Source organism: Pseudomonas sp. P1_A1, from assembly GCF_056406935.1.
The window spans coordinates 45,064-62,656 of sequence record NZ_JBFTZE010000012.1 but is presented as its reverse complement, the minus strand read 5'-3'; the positions used below and the strand labels follow the sequence as shown (position 1 = coordinate 62,656).

Here is a 17,593-nt window from a genome sequence, read left to right as displayed (position 1 = left end):
TCACCGTATCCAACTAGGGTAAGCGCATTAGGCGGAGCCCGTGATCCACACAGGAAGAAGCAGTATGTCCACACCCCCCACGACTCAAGCCAGCATTGAACAGTTGCACCGAGACGTGGCTGCTTTGGCTGAAGACATGCGTAGCCCGGCCCCCACCGCGACCCGAGCGATACTACTGCCGTTCGGGCTCGGCGCCGCGCTGGCCCTGGTGACCTTTGTTGTCGTCGCCTTGGTGGCTCGTCTGGTCTGAACCCTAAGACCAAACGTCAATCTCAGAAAGCCAAAAGCCGCGCATTAGCGCGGCTTTCTTGTTTGGTGGGCCCACACGGACTTGAACCGTGGACCAAAGGATTATGAGTTGCTGGGCGAGCTGATATGCCTAGAGAAAGCGTTCGTAGGTGAACGTAGGTTGGCATAGCTGGAGGCCCCGTAATACGTGGTGTTAAGCGTAATTTTGAGAGGGTTGCTCAAGCTGAGTACTGTACCGTGGTTGTACTGATTTTGCGGCCTATGTTCAAAGTAACCCCCAATCCGCCGGCGAGGTCCAACGCTAAGATCATCGATCAACGCGCTGTTGATCGACTGTTGTCCCATATGATTTTGGGTCAGAGACGGCACCGAGAAATCGTGCCAGGGCTTCAGTCCCCCTCCGTGAACCGCCGCCGCGTCAGGAAAAGCACCACGCCCAGCGGCACGGCCAGCAGTGCTAGCAGCTCCAGGTCAAAGCCCAGCACCTGCTGCTCACCAACCTTGAAGATGCTGACCAAGCCCGTTGCCAGCAGCGCCAAACCCAGCCACTTGCGCAGCGGGTATGGTTTCAGAAACTGAACGAGGATCGCGCCCAGCACCAGAAGGACGACAGTTTGCATGATGTAGGGCATGTGCAGTTCCTCAGACCTTGATGACCAGCGTCACGACAGAGCGCTGTGGGCCAATCCCGCCATGGACCTCTCCCTCGATGCTGACCAGCACGTCACCTGCATGCAGGTTCGGCAGGGCCCCTTTGAGGTACCAGTTGACACCTGTCGTCACGACTGCACCTGAAGCCCAGCCAATGAGCGGCCCGCCCAACGCACCTACCCTCCCGGCAACGCCACCTGAGGCCGCAGCAATTCCCTTGGCGACGTTGCCGCGCATAGTGCTGATAGCATCGGTCTGCTGCCGGGTCAGGGGATTGGAAATGCAGACTGTCAGTAGGCATGGCAGGTTTCGAGCCTGCATTCGGTCGTACATATCGACGACCATGCTGTTGACTTGGTAATGGGCGCGTTTCGCTTCGCCAAAGTGCAGCTCGCGCAGGCGACCTCGGTCGCTTTCCATGAGGGTGATTCGAGACAGATTGAAGACGATCCCTTCCTCGGACCTGTACTGCGTGGTCTTCTCGAACTTCATGCGCGTATCCATTCGTGCAAAAAGACGATGATTTTCTACAAGCGGTGACTAGGATGCAAACCGTCTTTGATGTGAGGCCCCGGGGAATTTGACGTCTGCACGGGTCTCATCGCCAGCTACCGCACCCCCGCAAGGTCAGTTTTCGGTCAGCGGCAACAGCGACGGCTCATTCGGCGTCCGAAAGTGTGCTGTGGGACCTGAAGCAAGAGAACAATAGCTTCGACCTGGATTCGGCTTACGATCAGTATGATCGTGCTCGGGAGATGTCAGCTGCGTTGGAGCTGGGCACTATGCTGGGACGGTACTCCTTCGCGGTGCCGGATGAGGTTGCACGCGGTGAGTTGCGGCTGTTGCGCAATCCAGAGGATGACCTGTAGGCCAAGGCACCTCCTTGAAGCGCCTTGGCGGCTGGCGAACCAGCACTGTACCTAAATTGTACCCTTGGACCCTAGGACTGTATCTGTGGTGGACCAGCCAGAAACGCGAAAGCCGCGCAATGCGCGGCTTTGGAGTTGGTGGGCCCACACGGACTTGAACCGTGGACCAAAGGATTATGAGTCCTCTGCTCTAACCAACTGAGCTATAGGCCCTCAGTAGGCCGCGGATTATAGCGATGGTTTCTCGGCTGTGCTATCCGAAAAATCCGATACGGTTATACGAAGAAACGTCGCAGCGAATTCGTCGGGGGGAAGTGGCAGGCTGACGATGTAGCCCTGGATCTGTTCGCAGCCTTCGGTGGTGAGGAATTGTTGCTGGGCCTGGGTTTCGACGCCTTCGGCGATGACGGTGAATTGCATGCTGCGGCCCAGGGCAATGATTGCGCGGACAATCGCCGCGTCGTGCGGGTCGTCAGGCAGGCCACGGACGAAGGATTGGTCGATCTTGAGGATGTCCAGCGGCAGGCGTTTGAGGTAGCTGAGGGATGAATAACCGGTGCCGAAGTCGTCAATCGCCAGCTGCACGCCCAGGCGTTTGAGTTGGTGCAGCACCGCCAGCGCTTCTTCGGCCTGGCTCATGATGAAGTTTTCGGTAATTTCCAGTTGCAGAAAATCCGGTTTGAGGCGGTTGTCCTTGAGCAATTGCTCGATTCGGCCGAGCAGGTTCGGCTGGCGTAATTGAGCGCCCGCCAGGTTCACCGAGAGTGGGCCGAGACACTCATAGGCCTGATTCCACTCGTACATCTGCTGGCAGGCGGTCTCCAGTACCCAATCACCGATTTGCAGGATCATGCCGTTTTCTTCGGCCAGGGGAATGAAGTGCTCGGGGGGCACATCGCCGAAGGTCGGGTGATGCCAGCGAATCAGCGCTTCGGCACCGACCAGCCGATGATCCCTGAGGCTGATTTTTGGCTGGTAGTACAAAAACAGCTCATTGCGCTCGATGGCGCGTCGCAGTTCATGCTCCAGTGCCACGCGTTCGCTGGCCTGGGCTGTGAGGTCGCGGGTGTAGCTTTCAACCCGGTTACGGCCCTTGGCCTTGGAGCGATACATCGCGGCATCGGCGTTCTTGACCAGCGTGGCAACGTCGCAGCCGTCCTTGGGATACAGGCTGGTGCCGATGCTGGCGCTGATGAAAAACTCGTGCTCGCCGGCCTGGAAAGGGGCGCTGAAGCAATTGAGCAGCTTGGTGGCAATGTTGTCGGCGTCGCTGGCCTGTTGCAGGCCGGGGAGCAGGATGATGAATTCGTCGCCACCCAGCCGCGCCACGGTATCGATATCGCGCAATTGCTCCTTGAGGCGCACGGCAATGCCTTTGAGCAGCAGGTCGCCGACCGGGTGACCGAGGCTGTCGTTGATGTGTTTGAAACGGTCCAGGTCCAGGAACAGCACGGCGCCTTGGCCACCGTTTTCCTGCTGGTTGTTCAGCGCGGTCAGCAGGCGGCTTTCGAACAATGTGCGGTTTGGCAGGCCGGTCAGCGGATCGTGGTGCGCCTGGTAGTCGAGTTTGGCTTGCGCATGCTTGAGGCTGGAAATGTCCGCGAACACCGCGACAAAGTGGGTGATGAGTTTGTCCCGGTTACGTACGGCGCTGATGGTCAGCCAGCTCGGGTAGAGCTCGCCGTTCTTGCGCCGGTTGGAAATCTCGCCTTGCCAATGACCTTCGGCGGTCAGTTGATGCCACATCGCCGCATAGAAGGCGCTGTCGTGCAGGCCCGAGGCGAGCAGGCGAGGGGTGTGGCCCAGTGCTTCGGTCTCGCTGTAGCCRGTGATTTCGGTGAAGGCCCGATTGACCGCGCTGATGTGCTGTTGGGTGTCGGTGATCAAGACGCCCTCGGCGGTGCTTTCGAACACGGTGGCGGCCTGTTGCAGTTTCTCCTGCATCAGGTGCCGTTCGGTAATGTCCCGGGCGATGGTCAGCATGCAGTCTTCATCGCCGATGGGCAGCGGACGGCTTGAAACTTCGCAGAGCCGGATCTGTCCGTCCTTGCGGCGGATGTGGCAACTGAAGTCGCGGACGAAACCGTCGCGGTGCAACAATTCGAGCATCTGTTTGCGCTCGTTGAGATTGACCCAGATCCCCAGGTCCAGCGCCGACCGATCCACAGACATCGCGCTGTTGAACCCGGTAAGGCGGCTGAAACCTTCGTTGACTTCCAATAGCAGGCCGTCGCTCTGCCGGGACAGCAGCAAGCCGTCGGGGGATGCGTGGAAGGCCTTGGCGAATTTCTCTTCGGAGGTTTGCAGCTGTTGCTGGGTTTCCTTGAGCTGACTGATGTCTCGTACGACGACCACCAGGGCCGGGGTCGTGTCGAGGTCGAAAGGCTCGGCGGAGATCAGGCCGGTAAACACCTGGCCATTGTTGCGGCGAAAGGGCATCTCCAGGTTGCGGATACTGCCGGCCTGCAACCGCTGCAGCAAACCCGGTCCCACGCCAGGAACGCCCCATATATTCAGGTCGGTGGCCGTCTGGCCTATGACGTCTTCGGCCTTGAGGCCGATCTGCTCCTCGAACGCTTCGTTGACTTCCAGCAGACAGCCATCGGAAAGCCGTGCGATCACCAGAATGTCCGGGCATTGCTGGAACACTGAGGCGAACTTCTGCTCCGACAGGCGCAGCGCCTCTTCGGTGCGCTTGGCTTCGCTGATGTCGATCATCAGCCCGCGCAGGACCGGTTCATGGCCGTGTTCGATCAGGCTGACGATATCGCGGACCCACAGGCAGCGGCCATCAGCGGTGATGACCCGGTAATCGACGCTGTGATCGCGCCCGGCCGCCACTTCACGGTCGCAGAAGGCCTGGGCGCGGGTGAGGTCCGCAGGGTGGATGATGTTGCGCCAGAAGCCCGGAATCAGCCAATGGGACAGGGGATAACCGAGGAGGTCCTGAGCGTGGGGCGACACGTAGCTGTAGGTGTAATCGCTGATCTGCGCTTCCCAGGCGATGGCTGAAAGACTCTCCACCAGCCCGCGGTAATGGTATTCGCTGCTGCGCAGCTCTTGTTCCAGATTGACCCTGCGGGCAATTTCCGAGCTCAGTCGACGATTTATCCGGATCACCACTGCCAGCACGATCATCAGTGCCAATAGTCCTGGCAGGCCGTAAATCAGCACGTCGGACCAGAAGGTYCGATGATCCAGGACATTACCGACCCAATGTTCCTGGATGGCGCTGATTTCACTCGGGCTCATGTCTGCCAGGACTTTGTCCAGGATACTGACCAGCAGCTTATTGTTCGGGGGGACGGCCATCGCCAATTGGTAGCGGTAGGGCGTCTCACCGCTGACGTAGAGCCCTTCGAGCTTTAGCTGGCGCAGGCTCCAGACACTGGAGGCGAGATCGCCCACAACCGCGTCCACTTCGTCGGTAGCCAACGCTTGCAATGCCGAGCTGACATTGGGCATCGCCACCAGATTCAGGTCGGGATGTTGGGTGCGCAACAGTTCATGGGGGGCGTAGTTTTCCACCACGGCGATCTTCAGCCCGTATAGGTCTTTGAGTTTGCGCGGTTGGGGGCCTCCGACGTGGGCCAGAATGACAATCGGAAAATCGAGGTAGGGGCGGGTGAACGACAGGTAGGTCTGGCGCTCGGGGGTCGACATGATGCCCGGCAAGATGTCTAGCTTGCCTTGTTTGGCTTGCTGCAGCACTTCAGTCCAGCTGACCGGTTCGATGGGCGTGAGTTTGATGGCCAGCCGTTGCCGGATGACGTTGATATAGTCTGCTGCCAGGCCCTGATAACGCCCATGATCGTCGCGAAACTCAAACGGCGGCCAGGACGCATCGACGCCCAGGCGCAATTCCGGGTGAGCCGCCAGCCAGCTACGTTCTTCGTCGGTCAGAGTCAGCGCGCCAGCCGTTGCGGTCCAGGTCATCAGCGACAGCAAAAAAAGCACGGTCGACCATCTGGGCATAACGGTCTCGTTATGGCTTTAGGGGAATGCTTCGAGTGTAGACGGGCTATTCGGCGGGGGGGGGCGTGCGGGGCATTAAATCTGCATAAAGCAAAACCCCCGGCCTGGGCCGGGGGTTTTGTGATCACTCGTCGAGGAAGGAGCGCAAATGCTCGCTTCTCGTCGGGTGGCGCAGCTTGCGCAGCGCCTTGGCTTCGATCTGACGAATCCGTTCACGGGTCACGTCGAACTGCTTACCAACCTCCTCGAGGGTGTGGTCGGTATTCATGTCGATACCGAAACGCATGCGCAAAACCTTGGCTTCACGGGCAGTGAGGCCGGACAGGACTTCGCGTGTCGCTTCTTTAAGGCTCTCAACGGTGGCGACATCGATTGGCGACTGCATGGTCGAGTCTTCGATGAAGTCACCCAGATGGGAGTCTTCGTCATCACCGATCGGGGTTTCCATGGAGATCGGCTCTTTAGCGATCTTCAATACCTTGCGGATCTTGTCCTCAGGCATTTCCATGCGTTCGCCCAGCTCTTCCGGGGTCGGTTCGCGACCCATTTCCTGCAACATCTGCCGGGAAATACGGTTGAGCTTGTTGATCGTCTCGATCATGTGCACCGGAATACGGATGGTGCGGGCCTGGTCGGCGATCGAGCGAGTGATCGCCTGACGGATCCACCAGGTGGCATAAGTCGAGAATTTGTAGCCACGGCGGTATTCGAACTTGTCTACCGCTTTCATCAAGCCAATGTTGCCTTCCTGGATCAGATCGAGGAACTGCAGGCCACGGTTGGTGTACTTCTTGGCGATGGAGATCACCAGACGCAAGTTCGCTTCGACCATCTCTTTCTTCGCGCGGCGGGCCTTGGCCTCACCGATCGACATGCGACGGTTGATGTCCTTGATCTCGGCGATCGTCAAACCGGTTTCGGTTTCCAGCGCGGTCAGCTTCTGCTGGCAACGAATGATGTCCGGTTGCAGGCGACCAATGGCTTCAGCGTATTTGCTTTTGCCTTTGGCCAGTGCGTCGCTCCAGCTTTCGTCGACTTCATTGCCCGGGAACTGGCGCAGGAAGTCGGCACGCGGCATGCGGGCATCACGAACGCACAATTGCATGATCGCGCGCTCTTGCTGACGCAGACGATCCAGGGCACTGCGAACACGCTCGACCAGGCCTTCGAATTGCTTCGGCACCAGTTTGATCGGCATGAACAGCTCAGCCAGGGCCAACAGCTCGGCAATCGCAGCCTTGTTGTAGCGACCGTGCTTTTTCAGCGCCTTGCGGGTGATTTCCATCTGATCGGCGACAGCGCCAAAACGCTGTGCGGCGATGACCGGATCCGGACCGCTTTCGGCTTCTTCTTCGTCATCGCTTGCTTCGGCGTCATCGTCGTCGGTGTCGTCGTCCGCTTTCACGGCTTTCGGGTCGACAGGCGGTGGCACTTCGGCTGCAGGCGGCGCAATGCCGTCGTCCGGGTCGATATAACCGCTCAGGACGTCGGACAGGCGGCCACCTTCGGTGGTGACGCGAGTGTACTCGGAGAGAATATGGTCAACCGTGCCAGGGAAGTGCGCGATTGCGCCCATCACTTCGCGGATGCCCTCTTCAATACGCTTGGCGATTTCGATTTCGCCTTCACGTGTGAGGAGCTCTACCGTACCCATTTCACGCATGTACATGCGCACTGGGTCGGTGGTGCGACCAATGTCGGTCTCGACCGCTGCCAACGCTGCAGCTGCCTCTTCGGCCGCGGCTTCGTCGGTATCGGCGTCGGCCAGCATAAGGGAATCCTTATCTGGCGCAACCTCGAATACGTTGATCCCCATGTCATTGATCATGCGGATGATGTCTTCCACCTGTTCCGGATCTGAAATATCCTCCGGCAGGTGGTCGTTGACCTCCGCGTAAGTCAGGTAGCCCTGCTCACGACCAAGTGTGATCAACTCTTTGATACGAGACTGCTGTTGCGCTTTTCCGGACATAACACCCTATCCACTGAAGGTCTTGGCGGGCAAAAAACAAGCCGAGGATTATACCTGAGCTATGACCTCACGCGCCAGTTGAGGTCGGGTTTGATGCGCAAACATTGCGGCTTAAAAGGTCGCGCAGTTGATTTTTCTCTTCGGCACTCAATTCACTTTGACGCGCTTTTCGAAGAAGTTGTTCCAGATTTCGCTCGCGTTGGCGGGCTGACAAGCTAGTAATGGTGTCGAAAAACTGTTGTTCAAGGTTATCTCCATCAATCAGCCATTCCTTTTCTGCCAGCGCTTTCAGCAGTCGGCCCTGTTCAGTACCGTGCCAACGCGCAATCAGTTGAAATGAGTTTAGCTTGGGATTCTTCTGTACGGCTTCGAGCAGGGCGACCAGCAGTTGCGTGTTAGTGTGGTCTTCGGCCGCAAAGTGCCCGGCATCCTCGACTTTTTCAGCCAGTTGCGGGTGATGCAGCAACGTGCGCAAGGCGGCCAGGGTAGGTGGCTCTACAGCAGCCGGAACCCGTGGCGCGCGCGGTTGGTCGCGATCACCGCCGCGTTTGCCGTTCTTGTCCCACGGCTTCTTGTCCCATTTCTTGCCGCCTGCACCGGGTTTCTTCGGCGTCCACTCCTGCTGCGGCACATACATCTCTTGCGCCTGCGGCTGATGGTAGTCGCTGTAATCGGGCATGGCGTCGTAATCAATGCCCGGATCGTAAGTCGGTGGTGCTTCCTGAGGTGCGCTTTGCACCAGTTGGCTCACGGCTTCACCGCTGAGCCCGGTAATTTCGGTCAGGCGCTGGCGCATCAGAATGCGCAGGTTGGCGCCCGGGACTTTGTCGATCAGTGGCGCGGCGAGGGTGGCCATATGGGCCTTGCCTTCAAGCGAGCGCGGGTCCGATTCCTCAGTCAGCTGTTGGAAAAAATAATCGGCCAATGGCTGTGCATGCTGATTGATCCGCGCGCGGAAGGCGTCAGTGCCTTCGGAGCGGACCAACGTGTCCGGGTCTTCGCCTTCGGGCAGGAATAGAAAACGTGCGCGCCGTCCGTCCTGCAGGCTCGGCAACGTCGCCTCCAGGGCGCGCCACGCAGCGTTGCGGCCGGCCTGGTCGCCGTCAAAGCAGAACAATACGTTGGGCACGACGCGAAACAGTCGCTTCAAGTGCTCTTCGCTGGTGGCGGTACCCAGGGTCGCCACAGCATTGCGCAGGCCTTGCTGGGCGAGGGCGATGACGTCCATGTAGCCTTCGACGACGATGATTTCGTCGAGGTTGCGGTTGTTCTTGCGCGCTTCGTAAAGGCCATAGAGTTCCTGGCCCTTATGGAAAACCGGGGTTTCCGGTGAGTTCAGGTATTTCGGCTTGTCATCGCCCAGTACCCGGCCGCCGAAGGCGATGATGCGCCCGCGGCTGTCGCGGATAGGGAACATCACGCGATCGCGGAAGCGGTCATAGCGCTTGCCGGTTTCGGCGTTCTCCACCAGCAGGCCGGCATCGATCATGGCCTTTTGCTGCAGGGTGTCGCTGCTCAGATGCTTGAACAGATTGTCCCAGCCGGGCGGAGCGAAGCCGAGGCCGAAATCCCGAGCAATTTCGCCGGTCAATCCACGACCTTTCAAGTAATCCACAGCCGCTTTGCGCGCCGGATGGCTTTTCAGGGCCTGGCGGTAAAAATCGGCGGCAGCGGTGAGCAGCGGATACAGCGGCGAATCGGTGGGCTGTCGCGGTTTGTGCGGTCGACCGCTTTCTTCGCGGGGGATTTCCATGCCGGCGGCTTTGGCCAGTTCTTCGACCGCCTGGGGGAAGTCCAGGTTGTCGTGGTCCATGATGAAGCCGAGGGCGTTACCGCCAGCGCCGCAACCGAAGCAGTAATAGAACTGTTTGTCGGGGCTGACGCTGAAGGAGGGGGTTTTCTCTTTGTGAAACGGGCAGCAGGCGGTGTAGTTCTTGCCGGCCTTTTTCATTTGCAGGCGCGAGCTGACCACATCGACGATGTCGGTGCGGTTCAGAAGGTCGTCAATGAAGCTCTGGGGAATTAGCCCGGCCATGGCGTTCTCGTCATCTGCGCTGAAATGGATCCGAAACGAAGTGCGGCCGAACGCTGGTCATTGTTTGAGGCGCGCAGGGTGTGCGGCTCGACCGGTGTCGTCTGCGTAATCGCTGTCGGGAAGTGTATCTGCCGAAAATCCACTGACGTTAGTACCAATCAGCATTCGACTATTCGAAAGTGTTTCGCTGAGTCCGGCGACGGCCAATCAATGGCCTCGGATAGCTCAATAAGCGGGCACGCAAGAAGGTACCTTGGGCTGATCGTCGTGAGAGGAATCAGTGGGTGTGCTCGTCAGTAGCCTTGAAAGGCTCGTCAGAAAAGACGTGCACCGCTGGCAAAAGAGCCAGGTCTGACGCTGTGAAGCAGGTTTGTCTCGGTCGCGTCTGCGGCTTTGACGGTGAAGCATCAAGCGTTGTCCGCAAATGCCATTAGCCCGGCTGAGGGCCGGGCTTGGCAGAAGCTTGCTACGATCGTCTGTGTATTAGTACAGACGAACGGCGCGGCGCTGTTCGCGCTGTACTTTCTTGGCGTGACGCTTAACAGCGGCTGCTGCTTTGCGCTTACGCTCAGAAGTAGGCTTCTCGTAAAATTCGCGGCTACGAACTTCAGCCAGTACACCGGCTTTTTCGCAGGAGCGCTTGAAACGACGCAGAGCTACGTCGAAGGGTTCGTTCTCTTTAACTTTGACGGCTGGCATCCAGAGCTACCTTCATTCATTACCGGGGTCAACATCCTCGCGGCAAAAGAGCACTTGAAGACGTCGGTTTTTAAGGGTTGCGGATGTTAACCCCTCATCGCTCGGAATGCAAAGCCTCTGATCGAAAACCGCTGGTCGGGGCATCACGCGACGACTATTATGCGCGCCTTCGAATTCAGCCTCTACAAGGCGCAAACCCATGCTAGTACTGGGATTAGAAACCTCTTGCGACGAAACCGGTGTCGCACTTTACGACAGTGAACGCGGGTTGTTGGCCGATGCGCTGTTCAGTCAGATCGACCTGCATCGCGCTTATGGCGGCGTTGTGCCGGAGCTGGCTTCGCGCGATCACGTCAAACGCATACTGCCCTTGATCCGTCAGGTGCTGGCGGAGGCCGACTGCGTGCCGACCGAGATCGACGCCATCGCTTATACCGCCGGCCCCGGCCTGGTCGGAGCCCTGCTGGTAGGGGCTTCCTGCGCGCAGGCGCTGGCTTTTGCCTGGGGTATCCCGGCGCTGGGCGTGCACCACATGGAAGGTCACTTGCTGGCGCCGATGCTGGAGCCGCAGCCACCGGAGTTCCCGTTCGTCGCTTTGTTGGTCTCGGGCGGTCATACGCAGCTGGTTCAGGTCGACGGGATCGGTCAGTACACGCTCTTGGGCGAGACCCTCGACGATGCCGCCGGCGAAGCGTTCGACAAAACTGCAAAAATGATGGGCCTCAATTACCCGGGCGGTCCGGAGATTGCTCGTCTGGCGGCGCAAGGCGTTGACGGACGTTTCGTCTTTCCGCGTCCGATGTGTGATCGTCCGGGCCTGGCGTTTAGCTTCAGCGGCTTGAAAACCTTCGCCTTGAACACCTGGCAGCAATGCGTCAGCGCCGGGGACGACGGCGAGCAAGCCCGTTGCGACATCTCGCTGGCGTTCCAGCAGGCCGTGGTGGAGACTTTGACCATCAAGTGCAAGCGAGCCCTGAAACAGGCCGGCATGAAGCGTCTGGTGATCGCTGGCGGCGTCAGCGCCAACAAGGCGTTGCGCACATCACTGGAAAAAATGCTCGGCGACATGAAGGGCGATGTGTTTTATGCCCGTCCGGAGTTCTGCACCGACAACGGTGCGATGATTGCGTTTGCCGGTTGCCAGCGCTTGCGGGCCGGCCAGCACGAAAGCCTGGCAATCAGCGTGCAGGCGCGTTGGCCGATGGAGCAGTTGTCGGCGCTGTGATGAGTGGCGCTCACGTGCGGTATTTAAAAATGCCGTTCGCGCCCGGCAAACAGGTCGCGTAGATTGCCGCGATGACGCCAGACGATCAGCCCCGTGAGCGCGCTCATGGGCAGCAGTGCCGCCGGTTCTTGCCAGGCGAGCAGCGGCAGGGTCAGGGGTGTGGCAATCAGCGCGGCGAGTGAGCTGGTGCGGGTCAGGTAGAACGTCAACAGCCAGGCACAGACCGCCAGCAGCGCAGCGGGTGGATAGAGCCCCAGCAGCATGCCGGCCGCGGTGGCGACACCCTTGCCGCCGCGAAAGCGGAAGTACAGTGGAAACAGGTGACCGATGACGGCGAAGACGCCGATCCAGGCCTGTTCCTGCAGTGAAAGGCCCATTGCACCTGCGACCAGCACTGGCAGCAGGCCTTTGCAGAGGTCGCCGAGCAAGGTCAGGATGGCGAGTTTTTTGCCGGCCAGACGAAACATATTGGTGGCACCGGCATTGCCCGAGCCACTCATTCGCGGATCGGGGTTACCGGTCAGGCGGCTGAGCAAAATGGCGAAGGACAGAGAGCCGAGCAGGTAGGCGAAAATCGCCAGTGACCAAAACATGCTAACTATTCCGGGCGAGGACGCCCTGATTCTAACGGCGCATTGCGCCCTTGTCGTGCAGCGGAGAGAAGTGCTTGGACAGAGTGTTTATCGAGGGCCTGGAAGTCGACACCGTGATTGGTGCCTACGACTGGGAACGAGGCATCCGACAGTGTCTGCGACTTGATCTGAGCTTCGCCTGGGACAATCGTCCGGCCGCTGCTGGTGATGACCTGACCCTGGCGCTTGACTACGCGAGCGTTTCGTCACGCATCCAGGCTTTTGCCGAGCAGGCGCAGTTCCAGCTGGTCGAGACGTTTGCCGAGCGTCTGACGCAAGTGCTGATGAGTGAGTTCAAGATCACCTGGATGCACCTCAAGCTGACCAAGCCAGGTGCCGTTCCGGCGGCCAGGGGCGTGGGTGTGGAGATCGAGCGCGGATGTCGCTGACTCAGGTGTACCTCGGGCTCGGTAGCAACATCGAGCGCGAATCCCATTTGCAGGCTGGCCTGGACGCCCTGGCGGGTTTCCTGGTGGATATGCGCTGCTCGGCGGTGTTCGAAAGCCAGCCGGTGGGGATCAAGAGTGGGCCGTTTTTCAACTTTGTGGTCTCGGCCCATACCGATCTACCGTTGACGGAGCTGGATCGACGGCTGAAATTCATCGAAGCGGATAACGGCCGTTACGCGCCGGACCGCAAGGGCTTGCCGCTGGATATCGACGTGCTGTTGTTCGGCGATCTGGTGGGCAACTTCGATGGCTTGATCTTGCCCCGGGCAGAGATCCTGAAAAACGCCTTCGTGCTATGGCCGTTGTCGCTGATTGCGCCGGACAGAGTGCATCCGGGTGTAGGCAAAAGCTTTGCGACCTTGTGGAGCGAGGCGCGGATCGATCAGGTGTTGGCGCCGGTGGCTTTTGAGTGGCGCGGTGAGCAGTTAACCCCCTCCGATATGCTGTAAAGCAAAAGAACGCAGCCTGCGGCAGCTCCTACGCCGATCTTTGTAGGAGCTGCCGCAGGCTGCGATCTTTTGCCCTTGCTTACGCTTGTTCTTTGTAAGCCTTCAACGCCTTGAGCCGCTCGCGCTTGATCGCTTCGCCCAATTCCGGCCCCTTGAATCCCTTCTCCAGCAACGGCTGAACCGCCACACTTCGCGCCGCAGTCGCCGCCCCGCGCAAATAATCCGCCTGTGGATAACTTCGCTGTTCCAGGCCTTTGCGCCCTCGAGCGTCCATCTCGCACGCCGCAATAAACTCCTCAAAGCGCTGAGGTCGACGATAGACGTCGAAACTCTGCAGCAACTCCAGCAAGGTCGACGGTTTCAGCTCCAGAGCTCGGTGGCCATGGGTGTGATACTCGCCCACCAGCAGTGCCAATTCCTGACAATCCTTCGGTGCCTTGAAGCGCTCGTTGACCGCTTTGATCAGCTTCAGGCCTTTATGCTCGTGGGCGATGTGGCGGGGCCATTCCTCCTCGGGCGTCAGTCCTTTGCCCAAGTCATGCAGCAGGCAGGCCCAGCGCACGGTCAGCGGTTGTTTGTGCTGTGCCGCTTGCTCCAGCACGCTCAGGGTATGCACGCCTGTGTCGATTTCCGGGTGGTGGGCCTCGGGTTGCGGTACACCGAACAGCGCATCGACTTCCGGCATCAGCACTTTGAGCGCACCGCACTCGCGCAGCACCTGGATGAACACCTGGGGTTGGTCTTCCATCAGCGCGCGGGCGATTTCTTTCCAGCTGCGTTCCGCGGTCAGTGCCTCCAGTTCACCCGATTCGCTGAGCTGCCGCATCAGCGCGAGTGTCTCGGGGGCGACGGTGAAACCCAGCCCTGCATAACGCGCGGCGAAGCGGGCAACGCGCAGAACACGGAGCGGATCTTCAGCGAACGCGGGGGAAACGTGACGAAGCAGGCGAGCCTCGAGATCCCGCTGGCCATGGTAGGGGTCGGTCAGGTTCTGCTGATCGTCTTCGGCCATGGCGTTGATCGTCAGGTCACGACGAATCAGGTCTTCTTCGAGCGTGACTTCGGGGCTGGCGTGAAAGGTGAAGCCGCCGTAACCGCGCCCGCTTTTGCGCTCGGTGCGGGCGAGGGCGTATTCCTCACCGCTTTTGGGGTGAAGAAATACTGGAAAATCCGCACCCACCGGGCGAAAGCCCTTGGCGAGCATTTCTTCGGTGGTGGCGCCTACCACGACCCAGTCGATATCGGTGACAGGCTTGCCCAGCAGGCGATCGCGTACCGCACCACCGACTTTATAAATCTGCATAAAAAACCTCCGTTAGCCCGACAGAATAACCTTTGCGTCGAACTTCCGGAGGCCGAAACAGGATCAAAGATGAATGACAGCCAAGTCTAACCGGCCGTAGTCCCCCTCGCCGTGTTCGCTTCTGGGTGGAACATGGTGGGTTTTCACCACCTGATCCCCTTGCAGGGTTTCCAGGTGAATGTCGAAGCCCCAGAGTCGGTGCAGGTGCTTGAGCACTTCCTCGGTGGAATCGCCGAGCGGCTTGCGGTCGTGCTGCTGGTGACGCAGGGTCAGCGAGCGGTCCCCGCGCCGGTCGATGCTGTAGATCTGGATGTTGGGTTCGCGATTGCCCAGGTTGTATTGCGCCGCCAGGGTTTCGCGAATGGTTCGATAGCCCTCTTCGTCGTGGATCGCCGGAACCAGCAGATCATCCTTCTGGTCGTCATCGAGGATGCTGAACAGCTTCAGGTCGCGGATCACCTTGGGTGACAGGTACTGCAGGATGAAACTCTCGTCCTTGAAGCTGCTCATGGCGAATTTGATGCTGGACAGCCAGTCTGTGCCGGCGATTTCCGGGAACCAGCGGTAGTCCTCTTCGGTAGGCTGTTCGCATATCCGCCGAATATCGCGATACATGGCAAAACCGAGGGTGTAGGGGTTGATTCCGCTGTAGTAGGGGCTGTCGAAGCCCGGCTGGAAGACCACGCTGGTATGGGACGTCAGGAACTCCATCATGAAGCCATCGGTGACCAGGCCTTCGTCATACAAGTCGTTCATCAAGGTGTAGTGCCAGAAGGTGGCCCAGCCTTCGTTCATCACCTGTGTCTGGCGCTGTGGATAAAAATACTGGGCGATCTTGCGCACGATTCGCACGATTTCACGTTGCCAAGGCTCCAGCAGCGGGGCGTGTTTCTCGATGAAATACAGAATGTTTTCCTGGGGCTCGGCGGGGAAGCGTGCGTTGTCCTTGTCGCTGAATTTGTCCGCGCCTTTTGGAATGGTCCGCCACAAATCGTTGATCTGCTTTTGCAGATGTTCTTCCCGATCCTTCTGCCGACGGCGTTCTTCTTCGGCGGAAATCGGATAAGGGCGTTTGTAACGGTCGACCCCGTAATTCATCAGCGCATGGCAGGAATCGAGCAAGTCCTCTACCGCGTCGATACCGTGGCGTTCTTCGCACTGCATGATGTACTGCTTGGCGAACACCAGGTAATCGATGATCGAGCTGGCGTCGGTCCAGGTGCGGAACAGGTAATTACCCTTGAAGAAGCTGTTATGGCCATAGCAGGCGTGAGCCACCACCAGGGCCTGCATGCAGATGGTGTTTTCTTCCATCAGATAGGCGATGCAAGGGTCCGAGTTGATCACAATCTCGTAGGCCAGCCCCATCTGGCCGCGGCTGTAGGATTTTTCGGTACTTAGGAAGTGTTTGCCATAGGACCAATGGTGATAACCCAAAGGCATGCCCACAGAAGCGTAGGCATCCATCATTTGCTCGGCAGTGATGACTTCGATCTGGTTGGGGTAAGTATCGAGCGCATAGCGGGCCGCGAGACGACTGATTTCGCGGTCGTAAGCCTGGATCAGCTCGAACGTCCATTCGGAGCCGGTGGAAATGGGTTGGCGCTTTTGCTCTTTGGCGGTCATGTCACTAACCTGCGCTGGAAGAGTTCACGGAAGACCGGATAGATATCCCCGGCCGAGACCAGTTGCTGCTGGGCAAAAGTGTCAGAGAAGGCTTCAGCGATGCGTTCGTACTCGAACCACAGGGCCTGGTGTTCGCGCGGGGTAATCTCTACATAAGTGTAGTACTGCACGAACGGCATGATCTGGTTGATCAGAATGTCGCGGCAGATTGGCGAGTCGTCGTTCCAGTTATCGCCGTCGGACGCCTGGGCGGCATAGATATTCCACTCATTGCTCGGATAACGCTCGGCCATGATCTCCTGCATCAGTTTAAGGGCGCTGGAGACGATGGTGCCGCCGGTTTCCCGGGAGTAGAAAAACTCCTCCTCATCCACTTCGCGGGCACTGGTGTGGTGGCGGATGAACACGACGTCGATTTTGTCGTAGTTCCGCTTGAGGAACAGGTACAGCAGGATGAAGAAGCGCTTGGCGATGTCCTTGGTCGCCTGGGTCATGGAGCCGGAGACGTCCATCAGGCAGAACATCACTGCTTTGGAGCTCGGGTTCGGCTGTTTGATCAACAGGTTGTACTTGAGGTCAAAGGTGTCGAGAAATGGCACTCGGTGAATGCGCGCACTGAGTTTCTCGATTTCCGCTTCGAGTTCCTGGATGTCGCCAAAGTTGTCCGGCTCCTCCCGTCTAAGCCGGGCGAGCTCCTCTTTGACTTCACGCAGTTTTGCCCGGCTGCTGCCGGACAGGGCGATTCGCCGGGCATGGGCCGAACGCAACGTACGGATAATGTTGATCCGTGACGGGTTGCCCTCGTTGCTGATGCCCGCGCGTACGGTCTTGAAGGTGTCGGTGCCGGTCAGGTGACGTTTGACCAGGTTAGGCAATTCAAGGTCCTCGAACATGAATTCGAGGAATTCTTCCTGGGTGATCTGGAAGACGAACTCGTCCATCCCTTCACCCGAGTTACCGGCCTTACCGGGGCCTCTGCCGCCGCCACCTCCGGGCGGACGGGCAATGTGCTCGCCGCTGGTGAACTCCTTGTTGCCTGGGTGCACGATGGTCTGCTTGCCGCCCCGGCCATGGTGAAGCACCGGCTCGTCGATGTCGCGGCCGGGAATGCTGATTTGCTCGCCGTGTTCCATATCGGTAATGGAACGCCGGCCTACCGCTTCTTCGACGGCCTTTTTGATGTGATCACGGTAGCGCCGCAGAAACCGCTGACGGTTTACCGTACTCTTGTTCTTGCCATTGAGACGTCGGTCGATCACATAGCTCATGACTGCTCCTTAGAAGCTGTCCTGAAAGGGGCGAGCGGTTACGCAGCATTCGACTATGCCGAGGGATGTTTACGCTCCCCCAAGCGTTTCTGGATGCTGCCTGAACCTCGTTACCGACTTTCGAACACCTCCCAGAGGTCTGTGTAACAGAAAAAGCGTACACAGGCCTCTGGCTAACGACAACCGGTCTG

Annotated in this window: 14 protein-coding genes and 1 tRNA gene; 4 read left to right on the top strand and 11 right to left on the bottom strand. The window is 58.9% G+C overall.

The window, feature by feature from the left end:
• Positions 1-64: 64 nt before the first annotated feature.
• On the top strand, positions 65-250 hold the full coding sequence (locus tag AC1D2Q_RS18765; RefSeq protein ID WP_428635673.1) for a hypothetical protein: 186 nt from the start codon (positions 65-67) through the stop codon (positions 248-250).
• A gap of 388 nt (positions 251-638) precedes the next feature.
• Here AC1D2Q_RS18765 and AC1D2Q_RS18760 read toward each other — a convergent pair whose 3' ends face one another.
• From AC1D2Q_RS18760 to rpsU, 7 genes are all read right to left on the bottom strand, one after another.
• The gene (locus tag AC1D2Q_RS18760) at positions 639-881 is read right to left on the bottom strand and encodes a hypothetical protein (protein ID WP_054594326.1); all 243 of its coding nucleotides are present in this window, start codon (positions 879-881) and stop codon (positions 639-641) included.
• 10 nt (positions 882-891) lie between these two features.
• Positions 892-1,392 (bottom strand): hypothetical protein, encoded by a 501-nt coding sequence (locus AC1D2Q_RS18755; protein WP_477814148.1) that lies wholly within the window; start codon positions 1,390-1,392, stop codon positions 892-894.
• Positions 1,393-1,905: 513 nt separating this feature from the next.
• A tRNA-Ile gene (locus AC1D2Q_RS18750) sits at positions 1,906-1,982 on the bottom strand.
• Between the two features lie 15 nt (positions 1,983-1,997).
• Positions 1,998-5,744 carry a bifunctional diguanylate cyclase/phosphodiesterase gene (locus AC1D2Q_RS18745; RefSeq protein ID WP_477814147.1) on the bottom strand — a complete coding sequence of 1,249 codons (3,747 nt, stop codon included), beginning with the start codon at positions 5,742-5,744 and terminating at the stop codon, positions 1,998-2,000.
• A 124-nt stretch (positions 5,745-5,868) separates the two neighbouring features.
• Positions 5,869-7,716, bottom strand: coding sequence for an RNA polymerase sigma factor RpoD (rpoD, locus tag AC1D2Q_RS18740; RefSeq protein ID WP_007936542.1), 1,848 nt, complete (start codon positions 7,714-7,716; stop codon positions 5,869-5,871).
• Positions 7,717-7,783: 67 nt separating this feature from the next.
• A complete protein-coding gene (gene dnaG, locus AC1D2Q_RS18735; protein WP_477814146.1) occupies positions 7,784-9,751 on the bottom strand; it encodes a DNA primase in 1,968 nt (655 codons plus the stop codon).
• A 483-nt stretch (positions 9,752-10,234) separates the two neighbouring features.
• A complete protein-coding gene (rpsU, locus tag AC1D2Q_RS18730) occupies positions 10,235-10,450 on the bottom strand; it encodes a 30S ribosomal protein S21 (protein ID WP_002551877.1) in 216 nt (71 codons plus the stop codon).
• A 199-nt stretch (positions 10,451-10,649) separates the two neighbouring features.
• Between rpsU and tsaD the strand changes: the two genes are divergently transcribed.
• Positions 10,650-11,675, top strand: a complete 1,026-nt coding sequence (gene tsaD / locus AC1D2Q_RS18725; protein ID WP_477814145.1) for a tRNA (adenosine(37)-N6)-threonylcarbamoyltransferase complex transferase subunit TsaD — start codon at positions 10,650-10,652, stop codon at positions 11,673-11,675.
• Positions 11,676-11,698: 23 nt separating this feature from the next.
• Here tsaD and plsY read toward each other — a convergent pair whose 3' ends face one another.
• Positions 11,699-12,268, bottom strand: coding sequence for a glycerol-3-phosphate 1-O-acyltransferase PlsY (plsY, locus tag AC1D2Q_RS18720; RefSeq protein ID WP_018928842.1), 570 nt, complete (start codon positions 12,266-12,268; stop codon positions 11,699-11,701).
• Between the two features lie 74 nt (positions 12,269-12,342).
• Here plsY and folB point away from each other — a divergent pair, with 74 nt between their 5' ends.
• Both folB and folK read left to right on the top strand, forming a co-directional pair.
• Positions 12,343-12,696, top strand: coding sequence for a dihydroneopterin aldolase (folB, locus tag AC1D2Q_RS18715; RefSeq protein WP_477814144.1), 354 nt, complete (start codon positions 12,343-12,345; stop codon positions 12,694-12,696).
• Complete coding sequence (gene folK / locus AC1D2Q_RS18710) at positions 12,687-13,205, top strand: 2-amino-4-hydroxy-6-hydroxymethyldihydropteridine diphosphokinase (RefSeq protein WP_477814143.1); 519 nt, start codon at positions 12,687-12,689, stop codon at positions 13,203-13,205. The genes folB and folK overlap by 10 nt, the downstream gene beginning before the upstream one ends.
• A gap of 79 nt (positions 13,206-13,284) precedes the next feature.
• Here folK and AC1D2Q_RS18705 read toward each other — a convergent pair whose 3' ends face one another.
• The 3 genes from AC1D2Q_RS18705 to AC1D2Q_RS18695 form a co-directional block, all read right to left on the bottom strand.
• Positions 13,285-14,508, bottom strand: coding sequence for a multifunctional CCA addition/repair protein (locus AC1D2Q_RS18705; protein ID WP_007936556.1), 1,224 nt, complete (start codon positions 14,506-14,508; stop codon positions 13,285-13,287).
• A 63-nt stretch (positions 14,509-14,571) separates the two neighbouring features.
• The gene (locus AC1D2Q_RS18700; protein WP_018928846.1) at positions 14,572-16,134 is read right to left on the bottom strand and encodes a SpoVR family protein; all 1,563 of its coding nucleotides are present in this window, start codon (positions 16,132-16,134) and stop codon (positions 14,572-14,574) included.
• Positions 16,131-17,402: a YeaH/YhbH family protein gene (locus AC1D2Q_RS18695; protein ID WP_018928847.1), complete on the bottom strand. Its 1,272-nt coding sequence runs from the start codon at positions 17,400-17,402 to the stop codon at positions 16,131-16,133. Before AC1D2Q_RS18695 ends, AC1D2Q_RS18700 begins: the two co-directional genes overlap by 4 nt.
• Between the last annotated feature and the right edge of the window lie 191 nt (positions 17,403-17,593).